This window comes from Psychroflexus sp. S27 (genome assembly GCF_002810405.1).
GTDB classification, from domain to species: domain Bacteria; phylum Bacteroidota; class Bacteroidia; order Flavobacteriales; family Flavobacteriaceae; genus Psychroflexus; species Psychroflexus halocasei_A.
In genome coordinates this window covers 95,295-108,689 of record NZ_NEXQ01000022.1, presented here as the reverse complement: position 1 = coordinate 108,689, position 13,395 = coordinate 95,295, and the positions used below count along the sequence as shown (strand labels likewise).

General features: G+C 33.5%; 10 protein-coding genes. 8 read left to right on the top strand and 2 right to left on the bottom strand.

Annotated elements, in window-relative coordinates; translation table 11 throughout:
• Positions 1–14 precede the first annotated feature (14 nt).
• Both CAP47_RS06130 and CAP47_RS06125 read left to right on the top strand, forming a co-directional pair.
• On the top strand, positions 15–794 hold the full coding sequence (locus tag CAP47_RS06130; protein ID WP_100775838.1) for a helical backbone metal receptor: 780 nt from the start codon (positions 15–17) through the stop codon (positions 792–794).
• Positions 795–865: 71 nt separating this feature from the next.
• On the top strand, positions 866–1,645 hold the full coding sequence (locus CAP47_RS06125) for an alpha/beta fold hydrolase (RefSeq protein ID WP_100775837.1): 780 nt from the start codon (positions 866–868) through the stop codon (positions 1,643–1,645).
• On the opposite strand, the gene CAP47_RS06120 is transcribed toward CAP47_RS06125, so the two are convergent.
• Positions 1,640–2,356, bottom strand: a complete 717-nt coding sequence (locus CAP47_RS06120; protein ID WP_100775836.1) for a DUF4197 domain-containing protein — start codon at positions 2,354–2,356, stop codon at positions 1,640–1,642. The genes CAP47_RS06125 and CAP47_RS06120 overlap by 6 nt on opposite strands.
• A 176-nt stretch (positions 2,357–2,532) precedes the next feature.
• Between CAP47_RS06120 and CAP47_RS06115 the strand changes: the two genes are divergently transcribed.
• The 3 genes from CAP47_RS06115 (at position 2,533) to guaB (ending at position 8,386) form a co-directional block, all read left to right on the top strand.
• Positions 2,533–5,964, top strand: a complete 3,432-nt coding sequence (locus CAP47_RS06115) for a methylmalonyl-CoA mutase family protein (protein WP_100775835.1) — start codon at positions 2,533–2,535, stop codon at positions 5,962–5,964.
• Between the two features lie 115 nt (positions 5,965–6,079).
• Positions 6,080–6,805, top strand: coding sequence for a 23S rRNA pseudouridine(2604) synthase RluF (gene rluF / locus CAP47_RS06110; protein ID WP_100775834.1), 726 nt, complete (start codon positions 6,080–6,082; stop codon positions 6,803–6,805).
• 108 nt (positions 6,806–6,913) lie between these two features.
• Entirely contained in the window at positions 6,914–8,386 is a 1,473-nt protein-coding gene (gene guaB / locus CAP47_RS06105) for an IMP dehydrogenase (protein ID WP_100775833.1), read from the top strand.
• 75 nt (positions 8,387–8,461) lie between these two features.
• Here the strand turns inward: guaB and CAP47_RS06100 are convergent, their stop codons facing one another.
• Positions 8,462–8,989: an OmpH family outer membrane protein gene (locus CAP47_RS06100; protein ID WP_100775832.1), complete on the bottom strand. Its 528-nt coding sequence runs from the start codon at positions 8,987–8,989 to the stop codon at positions 8,462–8,464.
• A 219-nt stretch (positions 8,990–9,208) separates the two neighbouring features.
• Between CAP47_RS06100 and CAP47_RS06095 the strand changes: the two genes are divergently transcribed.
• From CAP47_RS06095 to CAP47_RS06085, 3 genes are read left to right on the top strand one after another with little or no spacing between them, the layout of a single operon-like run.
• The gene (locus CAP47_RS06095) at positions 9,209–11,116 is read left to right on the top strand and encodes a peptidylprolyl isomerase (protein ID WP_192869949.1); all 1,908 of its coding nucleotides are present in this window, start codon (positions 9,209–9,211) and stop codon (positions 11,114–11,116) included.
• Entirely contained in the window at positions 11,109–11,969 is an 861-nt protein-coding gene (locus CAP47_RS06090; protein WP_100775830.1) for a hypothetical protein, read from the top strand. The genes CAP47_RS06095 and CAP47_RS06090 overlap by 8 nt, the downstream gene beginning before the upstream one ends.
• Positions 11,947–13,395: a peptidylprolyl isomerase gene (locus tag CAP47_RS06085; protein WP_238140976.1), complete on the top strand. Its 1,449-nt coding sequence runs from the start codon at positions 11,947–11,949 to the stop codon at positions 13,393–13,395. Before CAP47_RS06090 ends, CAP47_RS06085 begins: the two co-directional genes overlap by 23 nt.

Here is a 13,395-nt window from a genome sequence, read left to right as displayed (position 1 = left end):
CTTTATTTATAAAAATGCTAAAGTTAAAAGATCAGCTTGGTCGTTCTCTTCACTTTTCTTCTTTACCAAAACGTATTATTTCTCTTGTCCCGAGCTTAACAGAATTACTTGTTGATGTCGGACTTCATAAAGAGTTAGTCGGTGTGACTAAGTTTTGCGTTCATCCTGAAGATATCAGAACCAGAGCAAAGATTGTTGGTGGTACAAAGCAAGTTAAGCTTCATTATATTGATCAACTCAAGCCTGATTTGATTATTTGTAGCAAGGAAGAAAACACATCCGAAATCGTTGCAGAGCTTGAGAAAAAGTACAATGTTTATGTGTCAGATATTAATACTTTGGATGATGCATATTCTTTTTTTGATGATTTAGGTGAAATGTGTAATTGTTCAGAAACTACATCAGAATTAGTTCATGATATTAAATCAGAATTAACACGTTATAAAAAGAAAACAAAAGATTTACCTAAATTGAAAATCACTTATTTCATTTGGAGAGAACCTTGGATGTTGGTTGGAGGCCAAACTTTTATACAGCATTTATTTGAACAACTAGGTTTTATAAATGTTTATGCTGATCAAGAAAGATATCCTGAAATTGAATTGTCAGATTTAAAAGAAGCAGATTATTATTTTCTTTCTACTGAACCTTTTCCTTTTAAAGAAAAGCATAAATCAGAGTTGCCAGTCGATGCATCAAAGATAAAAATTGTTGATGGTGAATATTTTAGTTGGTATGGCTCAAGATTGCTAAAAGCATTTCGATATTTTGAAAAATTACGAACAAATCTCTAAAAATTCATAATTTTTTAAATTGTAAGATTGTATAAGTATTATAAGTTTATATTTGCGAAAAAACCTACAACTTGCTTCATTACAATACTTACGAGCATTCAACTTCAAATCAGTGGATTACTTTTGTGCACGGAGCGGGCGGCAGTTCCTCAATTTGGTTTAAACAATTACGTGTTTTTAAAGCGCATTTTAACGTCCTTCTTTTAGATCTAAGAGGTCATGGAAGATCAAAGCCTTCATTAAAAGACAGTTTTACTGAAGACTACACTTTTGATGTGATCACTGAAGATATTCTTCAGGTGATGGATCATTGCAATATTAGAAGTTCACATTTTGTAGGTATTTCCCTAGGGACAATTTTAATCAGGAATTTAGCTGAAAATTATCCTGAACGTGTTGAAAGTATGATTATGGGTGGTGCAATAATGAAGATGAACGTTCGCTCTCGTTTTCTTATAAAGATGGGGATGATTTTTAAATCTGTAGTTCCTTATATGTTTTTATACAAGCTTTTTGCATTTGTGATCATGCCACGTAAAAATCACAAAAAGAGTAGAAACCTTTTTGTGAATGAAGCGAAGAAACTTTATCAAAAAGAATTTATACGTTGGTTTAGGTTGACTTCAGAAATAAAGCCTTTATTAAGTTTGTTTAGACAGAAACCTGTTGATATTCCATCAATTTATATCATGGGAGAACAAGATTATTTGTTTTTACCAGCCATCGAAAAACTGACAAAAGCGCACAAAAAGGCACAACTATTTGTTGTGCAAAATTGTGGTCATGTTGTTAATGTTGATCAGCCTCAAGTGTTTAATCAGCAGGCAATCAATTTCATTAAGGGTTTATGATTTGTTGTCTTGCAGTGCAAAAACACGTCTTAATAAATCTGAAGTTCTTGCGTTGAGATTATTTCTAATTTCAATTTCTTCTTTAGCAATCATTTGGAAAACTCCGTGCAAAGCTCTGTTTGTGACATAATCAGTTAAATCAGGATTCACATTTTCAACTAACGGAATTTGATTATAGCGTGTAATTAGATTTGTCCAGATTTGGTCAGCACCAACTTTAGAGAATGAATTCTCAATCACAGGATTAAATTTGTTGTAAAGCTGAGCTGAAGTTTTAGTTTCTAAATATGAAGTTGCAGCTCTTTCATTACCTAATAAAATGTTTTTTGCATCTGTAAAGCTCATATCTTTAACAGCAGAAATGAAAATTGGTGTTGCTTCTTTGACAGCATCTTCAGCTGCACGGTTTAAAGCTTTGACACCTTCATCGGCTAAATTTCCTAAACCGATTTTGCGCAAACCATTTTCAACTTTTCTAAGTTCAGGTGGCATTAATATTTTAACGGCTTCATTTCTGTAGAAACCATCAGTTTTTGTCAGTTTTGAAACTTCTTTTTCAATACCATTGTTAAGTGCTTCTTTTAAACCATTCCCAATTTGTTGCTGCGTCAATTGCCCCGAATTTTGAGGTAATTGATTAGCAATGTCTTGTAATTCAGCACAAGAAATAAAGGTGAAAGTGATAACGAATAATAGAATAATTTTTTTCATAAGATGAGTTTTAAAGAGCTAAATTATCATTTAAAATTTTAAATCAAGGCTATCTTTAAACATCATTTAAATTTTAGATTCACTAAAAGCTTTTATACTGTAAACTAAGCCTTGTCTAAAGGTTTAATTCGACTAATTTTTATTAAATTTACGCCTCAAAAAATAAGAATTTTTCAATGGAACAAGCAAAACCATATAAACCAAAAAACCTTGTCAGAATTGTAACGGCAGCTTCTTTGTTTGACGGGCACGATGCAGCGATAAACGTGATGCGTCGTATCATTCAATCAACAGGTGTTGAAGTGATTCATTTAGGTCACGATAGAAGTGTGGAGGAAGTTGTTAACACTGCAATACAAGAAGATGTTAACGCAATTGCGATGACGTCTTATCAAGGAGGTCATACCGAATATTTTAAGTATATGTACGATTTGCTTCAAGAAAAAGGAGCAACGCATATCAAAATTTTCGGCGGCGGCGGCGGTGTGATTCTTCCAGAGGAAATTGAAGAATTAATGGATTACGGAATTACACGAATTTATGCACCAGATGATGGTCGTGAACTTGGCTTACAAGGGATGATTAATGATTTGGTTGAACGTAGTGATTTTAAAACACCAGATTTAGTTGACGCAGAAAAAGTTGAAGAAAACATCAAAAATAAAGATGTCAATACAATAGCAAGACTTATTTCTCTTGCAGAAAATAGACATGAAGACTTTCTGAAACATTTTAATAAAATAAAATCAGACTCAAAAACACCAGTTCTTGGTATTACAGGGACAGGAGGCTCAGGGAAATCATCTTTAGTGGATGAGCTCGTGCGTCGTTTCTTAGTTGATTTTGATGATAATCAAACAATTGGAATTGTTTCTGTTGACCCATCAAAAAGAAAAACAGGTGGCGCATTATTAGGAGACAGAATCCGTATGAATGCGATCAATTCACCCCGTGTTTATATGCGCTCATTGGCGACGCGTCAATCAAATTTAGCGCTTTCTAAGTATGTGCAAGAAGCTGTTGATGTTTTACGTGCTGCTGAATTTGATCTCATCATTTTAGAAACTTCAGGTATTGGTCAAAGTGATACAGAAATTTTAGACCATTCAGATGCTTCACTTTATGTGATGACACCTGAATTTGGTGCAGCAACGCAATTAGAAAAAATCGATATGCTTGATTTTGCTGATTTGGTCGCTATCAATAAATTTGATAAACGCGGATCTAAAGATGCGCTCCGTGATGTTAAAAAGCAATATCAGCGTAACCATCAACTGTTTGATCAAAAACCAGATGAGATGCCTGTTTTTGGAACAATTGCTTCTCAGTTTAATGATCCAGGAATGAATATTCTTTACAAGAAAATCATGGATAAAATTGTAGAGAGAACAAATGCAGACCTTAAAAGTGATTATGAAATCACCGATGAGATGTCTGAAAAAATATTCGTGATTCCACCTGCGAGAACACGTTATCTTTCTGAAATTTCAGAAAATAATCGAGCTTATGATCAAAAAGCAGAGAAACAAACTCAAGTTGCGCAGAAATTATATAGTATCTATCAGACTTTAAACTCTGTTTTAAATACGACAATCTCATTAAGCCAAAACGGGTTAAATGAAGATGAAATTCAGAATGCAACAACTTCAGAAAATGAAGATTTAGTAGGCTTATTGAAGAAAGAATTTGACCGTGTTAAAATGGATCTCGATCCTTATAACTGGGAAAAAATTCTCGGTTGGGATGCTAAAGTCAAAAAATATGAAGATGACGTTTATGTCTTTAAAGTCCGTGATAAAGAAATAAAAATCGACACACACACAGAGTCCTTATCACATTTACAAATTCCTAAAGTGGCTTTGCCAAAATATAAAGCTTGGGGAGATTTATTAAAATGGATTTTACAGGAAAATGTACCTGGCGAATTTCCTTACACTGCAGGACTTTATCCGTTTAAGAGAACTGGTGAAGATCCAACGCGTATGTTTGCTGGAGAAGGCGGTCCTGAACGTACAAACAGACGTTTTCATTACGTTAGCCAAGGCTTGCCAGCAAAGCGTTTATCAACAGCTTTTGATTCTGTAACGCTTTACGGAAACGACCCTGATCATAGACCAGATATTTACGGAAAAATTGGTAATGCTGGTGTTTCTATTTGTTGTCTAGATGATGCTAAAAAACTTTATTCAGGTTTTGATTTAGCACATCACATGACTTCTGTGAGTATGACGATTAACGGTCCAGCTCCAATGTTGCTAGGTTTCTTTATGAATGCAGCGATTGATCAGCAATGTGAAAAATACATCAAAGAAAACGGACTTGAAGGTGAAGTCAATGCTAAAATTGATAAAATTTATCAAGAAAGCGGAAAACCTCGTCCAGAATATCATGGTGATTTACCAGAAGGAAATGACGGTTTAGGCTTGATGTTACTTGGTGTAACTGGTGATTTGGTTCTGCCAATAGATGTTTACGAGAAAATTAAAAAAGACACAATCGCAGTTGTACGAGGAACTGTTCAAGCTGATATTTTAAAAGAAGACCAAGCGCAAAACACATGTATTTTCTCAACTGAATTTGCCTTGCGTTTAATGGGTGATGTTCAGGAGTATTTTATTGAAAATAAAGTCAGAAACTTTTATTCGGTTTCTATTTCAGGTTACCATATTGCTGAAGCAGGTGCAAACCCAATTACACAGTTGGCATTAACACTTTCTAACGGCTTTACTTATGTAGAGTATTATTTAAGTAGAGGGATGGATATCAACAAGTTTGGACCAAACTTATCCTTCTTTTTCTCAAATGGAATCGATCCAGAATACGCTGTGATTGGACGTGTTGCTAGAAGAATTTGGGCAAAAGCAATGCGTGATAAATATGGCGCAAATCCGAGAGCGCAAATGTTGAAATATCATATTCAAACATCCGGTCGTTCACTGCATGCGCAAGAAATTGATTTCAATGATATTCGTACTAGCTTACAAGCTCTTTATGCCATTTATGACAACTGTAATTCACTACATACAAACGCTTATGATGAAGCCATCACAACACCTACAGAAGAGTCTGTTAGACGTGCAATGGCAATTCAGTTGATTATCAATAAAGAACTTGGTTTAGCGAAAAACGAAAATCCAATTCAGGGCGCATTTATTATCGAAGAGTTAACCGACCTTGTTGAAGAAGCTGTTTTAACAGAATTTGATCGTTTAACTGAGCGTGGAGGCGTTTTAGGAGCGATGGAAACGATGTATCAAAGAAGTAAAATTCAGGAAGAAAGTTTACATTATGAAACTTTAAAACACACAGGTGAATTCCCGATTATCGGTGTCAATACGTTCTTGAGTAGCAAAGGTTCTCCAACTGTTAAGCCTCGAGAAGTGATTAGGGCGACTAAAGAAGAAAAAGAAGGACAAATTGAAACACTTAATAATTTACATGAAACTTATGAAGATAGTGCAAATCAATATTTAGAGCGTGTTCAGAAAGCAGCTATCAATAATCAAAACATTTTTGAGGAACTGATGGAAGCAACTAAATATTGTTCATTAGGTCAGATCACTGAAGCTTTATTTGATGTTGGAGGTCAGTATAGACGTAATATGTAATTTATAAAATTAATTCATAGCTGTCTCAAAACTTAGAATGTCAATTTTGATATTTTATTTTTGAGACAGTTTCTTTAATAAGAATTTTTAAAAAAGAAATTCATACCAAATAATTATGGCAAAAGAAACACGAATCAATAAATTTTTGAGTGAAGCAGGCTATTGTTCACGTCGCGCTGCTGATAAATTAATTGATCAAGGACGCGTGACAATTAATGGTATTGCTCCAGAAATGGGAACAAAGGTCAAAGAAGGTGATCGTGTTGCTGTTGATGGTAAAATTGTTGGTAATGATGATGTTGAGCATGTTTACATCGCGTTGAATAAGCCTATTGGCATTGTTTGTACAACGGATACACGTGTTGAGAAGGATAATATTATTGATTTTATAAATTATCCTGAACGTATTTTTCCGATTGGTCGATTGGATAAGCCAAGTGAGGGTTTAATTTTATTGACAAACGATGGAGATATTGTGAACAAAATTTTGCGTTCTAGTAATAATCATGAAAAAGAATATATCGTTTGGACGCATGAACCTATTACAGATGAATTTATCAAACGCATGTCAAACGGAATTCCGATTCTTGACACAGTGACGAATAAATGTAAGGTTGAAAAACTAAATGAAAGAACATTTAAAATTGTTTTGACACAAGGTCTAAATCGTCAAATCCGTCGTATGTGTGAATATTTAGGCTATCATGTTGCAAAATTGAAAAGGATTCGTATCATGAATATTCAGCTGGATACACCAGTTGGTGAGTGGCGTTATTTAACCGAAAGTGAGTTTACAGAACTTTCACAACTCATTGGTTACTCAAAGAAAATACAAGACTGAGAGAATCCAATCGTAAACTTTAAGAAAATTTGATTTTAAATTCAGACTGTCAACGCATTACACTAAATATAAAACATGTATATTTGCATGCAATTAAAATTTAATTGCATGAAATCTTCTCAACATAAAGTCAAAGGACTTGGATTAACTTATGACGATGTCTTGTTAGTCCCAGCATATTCAGAGGTTTTGCCTCGTGAAGTCAGTTTAAAGTCAAATTTTTCTAAAAATATACAACTCAACACGCCTATTGTTTCTGCAGCGATGGATACTGTTACGGAAGCCGATATGGCTATTGCCATTGCTCGCGAAGGAGGCATTGGTGTTTTACATAAAAACATGAGTGCTAAACAACAAGCACTTCATGTCAGGAAAGTCAAAAGAGCAGAGAGCGGTATGATTATCGATCCTGTGACTTTGCCGCAAACAGCAAGTGTTGGCGACGCTAAAGATTCAATGCGAGAGCATAGCATTGGCGGAATTCCGATTGTTGATAATAACAGTAATTTAGTCGGTATTGTCACAAATCGTGATTTACGATTTGAGGAAAACATACAAAGACCAATCGTTGAGGTGATGACTTCAGAAAACCTTGTCACAGTTAGCGAAGGAACTTCTTTAAAAGATGCTGAGGTGATTTTACAAAATCATAAAATTGAAAAGTTACCCGTTGTCAATGATGAAAATAAGCTTGTTGGTTTAATCACATTTAGAGACATAACAAAGTTAACTTTAAAGCCAGATGCTAATAAAGATTCTTATGGAAGATTAAGAGTTGCTGCGGCTTTAGGTGTTACAGCTGATGCAGTAGAACGCGCAACAGAGCTAGTGAATGCTGGCGTTGATGCAGTGATTATTGATACAGCACATGGTCATACAAAAGGTGTTGTTGATGTCCTTAAAAAAGTAAAATCTCAATTTCCTGATTTAGATGTTGTTGTCGGTAATGTTGCTACAGCAGATGCCGCAAAATATTTAGCCGATGCAGGCGCTGATGGTGTTAAAGTCGGTATTGGGCCTGGTTCAATATGTACAACGCGCGTTGTCGCAGGTGTTGGCTACCCACAACTTTCTGCAGTGATTGAAGTTTCAGAAGCTTTGAAAAATACTGATGTTCCTGTGATCGCTGATGGTGGAATCCGTTACACAGGTGATATTCCTAAAGCAATTGCAGCTGGTGCTGATTGTGTGATGTTGGGTTCTCTTTTAGCAGGAACTAAAGAATCTCCAGGTGAAACAATTATTTATGAAGGACGTAAATATAAATCTTACCGCGGCATGGGTTCTGTTGAAGCGATGAATAAAGGTTCAAAAGATCGTTATTTCCAAGATGTTGAAGATGATATTAAAAAATTAGTGCCGGAAGGTATTGTCGGTCGTGTTGCTTATAAAGGTGAATTGTACGAAAGTATGCTTCAGTTTATTGGCGGTTTGCGTGCAGGCATGGGGTATTGTGGTGCAAAAGATATAAAAGCTTTAAAAGAAAATGCACAGTTTGTCCAAATTACAAGTTCTGGTATTATGGAGAGTCATCCGCATGATGTAACAATCACTAAAGAAGCACCAAATTACAGTCGATAAAATAAAATTAGAGATATAAAAAATGCTTTCAAACTAACTTGAAAGCATTTTTTTGATTCAACTTTTTGGTTGAATTTAATTGTTATCAATTGGATTTTCATCTGGAATCTCCAAACCAATTTCTTTCATCACCTTAATGGTTAAATCATAATCAGGATCAATATATATCAAACTTTGGTTTTCATTAATCACTTGTGTGTAATTTTCTCTTTTGACGATTTTTTCAAGCGCATTTCCGATTTCCTGATAAAGCGGACGCATTAATTCATCTTGTCTTATTTGTAATAATTTTGAAGAATTTTGTTGAAGCTTCTGTAAATCATTTTCCATCTCAGTGATTTTTTTCTCACGAGAGACACGAACAACCTTTGTTAGCTCTTCCTTATCTTCATTATATTTTGTAATAGCTTCCGTGTAAGCGTTGTATTTTTCTTGAATATTATTGTCAAGTTCTTCTCCATATGTCATCAATTGTTTTTCAACATCTTTAATTTCAGACATTTGAGATAGGATGTACTCGTTGTTAATTGTACCAACTTTTGATTGTGCTTGCATGCTTTGAAAACCGATCAATGCAATCGCAAGAATGAAAATTTTCTTCATCTTTTTTATTTTTGGGACAAATAAAAAGAATATAGATGTGTTTTACAAGGTTTTTAACTTGATGGCCTAGAATAATTTATTTGAGCACCAATGTTTTTAATAGAAATAAGAGGCTTGTAAGCCTTTGTAAAATTTGTATTTTTGCAAACTAAAATTTAAGCTCCTCAAATGCGTTACAAATTTATATCACTACTGGTTTTTGTATTCATTTTCAATGTTATGAAAGCACAAAAAGTTGATCAAGACAAAACTTTATTTCAAATTGGTGATGAAAAATATTCTGTCGAAGGTTTTTTAGAAAACTATAATAAAAATCTTGATCTTGTTATTGACGACTCTCAGAAAACAATTGATAACTACTTTCAACTTTATATAAATTATAATCTCAAACTCAAAGAAGCAAAAGCTTTAGGTTTAGATAAATCTGAAGCATACTTGAAGGATTATAATAAATATTATAAGCAATTAGCTGATAATTTTATCGCTAATGGTGAAATTACTGAAGCCATGCTCCAAGAAACATATAATCGATATAAAACTGAAGTGAAAGCTTCACACATATTGATTTCAAATTCTTCTAAAGATGCTGCTGATACATTAAAGGCATACAAAAAAGCAGAAAAAGCACGTCATAAACTCTTAGCTGGAGAAGGTTTTGATAAAATTGCTCGTCAATTTTCAGATGATCCTTCTGTGAAAATGAACGATGGAGATTTAGGTTGGTTTCGAGCATTCAAAATGATTTATCCTTTTGAAAATGCAACTTATAACATGACAACTGGTGATGTTTCAAAACCTATTAAAACGAAGTTTGGCTACCATATTATTAAAAAGACAGGAGAGAGAACTTCAAAAGGCAAAATTACTGTTTCGCATATTATGCTGAGAGTTGAGAATGCTGAGCAAGACCAAGAAGCAGAAATGAAAATTCAGCAACTACATCAAAAGCTTAATTCAGATAATTTTGCAGAAATGACAAAACAATATTCTGATGATGAAAATACTGCCCAAAATGGCGGACAATTAAAAGCTTTCAGTATTTCAGAGATTAATTCAAAGCGTTTTGAAAATACAGCTTTCAACTTAGAGAAAATCGGTGATATTTCTGAACCTATTAAAACAAAATTTGGATGGCATATTTTGATGCTCAACAAAGTTGATTCATTAGCTTCTTATGAAGAAATGAAGCCGGATATTCGTCGTCAGGTTAAAACTTCTTCAAGAGCGAAATTGATCAACGCACAGATATCAAAAGATTTGCAAAAGCGTTATCAAGCTAAATTTGATGATAATTATAAAGAAAAACTTTATCAGATTATTGAAAACACAAAGGTTGATGGTAAATTTAAAATTGATAACATTAAAGAATCAAATGCTCTTCCTTCAAAAGTTTTGTTTGAATTTGCAAATCAAAAATATACCTACAAAGATTACCTTAAATATTTTGAAAAAAATCAGTTGAGTTTTGCTGCTAAGGCAACACCAAAGCAGCGTATTGATAAAATATATAGCGATTTTCTTTACAATAAATTAGTGGCTCATCACCGCGTTGAATTGGAAAATATCAATACGGAATTTGCAAATTCAGTTAAAACTTACAGAGATGGTATTTTGTTATTTGAGGTGATGAAAAATCAGGTTTGGGAGTCTGTTTCAAATGATACTTTAGGTCAACAAGAGTATTATCAAAATCATCTTCAAGATTTTTATTCTGAAGAAAGTATTCAGGCTAAAATTTTCACTTCTTCTGATAAAAAGAATTTGAGAAAATTTAGAAAATCTTATAGAAAGAATACAGAGAAAGCTATGTCAGCTTTAACTCAAGAAGATACTTACAACATTATGATTGATAAGGTGGAAATAACTGCAAAGAGTTCAAAAATTCCATCATCGATATTCTCAACTAAAAAAATATCAAGTATTAAAAAGCATAACGGAGGCTATGTTTTTATAGATGTTGAAAAGCGTTTCCCAGCAAAACAACTAGAGTTAAACAATGTGAAAGGTGAAATAATCAACTTGATGCAAAAGCAGAAAGAGGATCAGTGGATAAAATCTTTAAGAAAGAAATATACGATTTCAATTAATGAAGACGTTTTAAAAACAATAAAACAAACTTTTGAGTAAATATCAAATCTTATTATTGAGTGTTTTTGTTTTGACACTTCATTCATGCCAACTTTTTCAATCTGGAGATGATAGAGAAGTTGTTGCAAGCGTTAATAAACACAAACTCTTTAAAGAACAACTTTTAGCAAATATTCCTGAGAAATTGACGGGTGATGATAGTTTGTCATACGTCAGATCTTATATTGAAAAGTGGGCAAATGATAAATTGATTATGGATAAAGCAGAATTGAATTTGCCAAAATCTATAAAAAATGAATTTGATAGTTTATCAAAGAAATACAAACAAGAGCTTTACAAAAAAGCATATTTAGATGCTCTAGTTGAAGCGCAAGCAAAAACTGAAATTGATTCTGCGGCAATTGTTTCTTATTACGAAAAGAATAAACCTAACTTTAAGTTAAATGAAAATTTAATGAAAATCAGGTATATCAAGTTGCGTAAAGATTTACAGGATATATCAAAAATCAAAAAAAGTTTTAAAAATTTCAGTCAAGAAGATCAAACTTATTTGGCAAATAAATCATTAGAATTTAAGTCGTTATATTTAAACGATTCAACATGGGTTCGCGAGGTTGATATTGTTAAAGAATTTAGCGTTGGAACCGAGGAAGGAATTGAATCTGAATTATTTAAGCAAAATGGCTTTGTAGAAACAAATTTAAAAGATACGTTTGTATTTATTTTTATCAAGGATCGCTTGGAACGAAATGATCAAGCCCCTTTGAGCTACATAGAACCAACTGTTAAACAGGTTTTAATCAATAAGATGAAGCTGAAAGTTTCAAAACAAATTCAGCAAGAGATAAAAGAGGATGCAATACAAAATAATGAATACAAATTATATGAATAAACAGAGCTTTTTATATGTATTTGGTGCACTTTTTATGTGTCAATTGACATTAGCACAAATAACAGTTGATGAAAAAGACAACTTGCTCAATAAACAAAATCCAATTAGTCAAATTGATTCTGTTAAAACGAATAAAATCGATCGTGTTAAGGTTGACGGTGTCGCTGGTGTTGTAGGTGATTACCTCGTATTAGAAAGCGATATTCAGAAACTTTTTCAAGATGCAAAATCTCAAGGTTACGAATCTGAGGTTTCTTACTGTGATTTAGCAGAGAGTTTGCTAGAGAATAAATTACTTGCGCACCATGCAGTTCAAGACAGCTTACCATACAATCAAGCAAGAGTTGATGCTTACACCGACCAGCAGATTGGCGCTTTAGTTGAGCGTGTAGGAAGCATGGATAAGTTGGTTGAGTTTTATAAATATGATTCAGAGTCTGAATTAAAAGAAGAATTAAAACGCATCAATAAAGAGAAACTGCTTTCTGAAGAAATGCAAGGCGAAATTGTTGATGCAGTTGAAATCACGCCTGAAGAAACACGCCAATATTTTGAAGCAATTCCAGCTGATGAACGTCCAGTTTTAGGTGATGAAGTTGAAATTGCTCAGATTGTTATTTATCCTGAAAGCGGAGAAGAAGAAAAGCAGGCTGTGATTGATAAATTAAATGAGTTTAGAACTGATGTTCTTGAAAACGGAGCGAGCTTTGCAACAAAGGCAATTCTTTATTCTGAAGATTTAGGCTCGCGTCGTAAAGGTGGAAAAATCACTTTAAAGCGTGATGATCCTTATGTTAAAGAATTTAAAGAAGCTGCATTTAGTTTGAGAGAAGGCGAAGTTAGTCGTCCTTTTAAAACTGAATTTGGTTACCATATCCTTACTGTTGAAAAAATTAGAGGTCAGCAAGTTGATGTACGTCACATATTACTTTATCCAGAGGTCACTAAAAAAGCAATTAGTGAAGCTAAGGAAAAAATTAAGGATGTCAGAGGAAAAATTCTTTCAGGTGATGTTTCTTTTGCAAACGCTGCACGTGAAGCTTCTGATGAAAAGGAAACTCGTGAAAGCGGTGGACAGTTAATTAATGGCGCAACAGGTGATACAAGGTTTGAACTTTCGAAAATTGATCCGAGTATTTACGACCAAGTTGTGAATTTAAAAGAAGATGAGGTTTCAAAAGTTTTGACTGATACAAAACCTAGAACTAACGAAGTTTTCTTTAAAATAATTACTGTGAATAACAGAATTGACGAACACGTTGCTGATTTCACTGAAGATTACACTAAGATTAGAGAGCTTGCTTTAAAAAAGAAACAAGCCGAAGCAATCAGTAAGTGGGTTGATGAAAAACTGGAATCAACTTATGTAAAAATCAATGGAGAGTACAGAGATTGCAAATTTGCACAGAAATGGATTAAAAAATAA

Bases quoted from the DNA above. Each gene is read 5' to 3' on its own strand.
- CAP47_RS06085 (WP_238140976.1), top strand. From the start codon at position 11,947: ATGAATACAAATTATATGAATAAACAGAGCTTTTTATATGTATTTGGT.
- CAP47_RS06115 (WP_100775835.1), top strand. From the start codon at position 2,533: ATGGAACAAGCAAAACCATATAAACCAAAAAACCTTGTCAGAATTGTA.
- rluF (WP_100775834.1), top strand. From the start codon at position 6,080: ATGGCAAAAGAAACACGAATCAATAAATTTTTGAGTGAAGCAGGCTAT.
- CAP47_RS06120 (WP_100775836.1), bottom strand. From the start codon at position 2,356: ATGAAAAAAATTATTCTATTATTCGTTATCACTTTCACCTTTATTTCT.
- CAP47_RS06100 (WP_100775832.1), bottom strand. From the start codon at position 8,989: ATGAAGAAAATTTTCATTCTTGCGATTGCATTGATCGGTTTTCAAAGC.
- guaB (WP_100775833.1), top strand. From the start codon at position 6,914: ATGAAATCTTCTCAACATAAAGTCAAAGGACTTGGATTAACTTATGAC.
- CAP47_RS06095 (WP_192869949.1), top strand. From the start codon at position 9,209: ATGAAAGCACAAAAAGTTGATCAAGACAAAACTTTATTTCAAATTGGT.
- CAP47_RS06130 (WP_100775838.1), top strand. From the start codon at position 15: ATGCTAAAGTTAAAAGATCAGCTTGGTCGTTCTCTTCACTTTTCTTCT.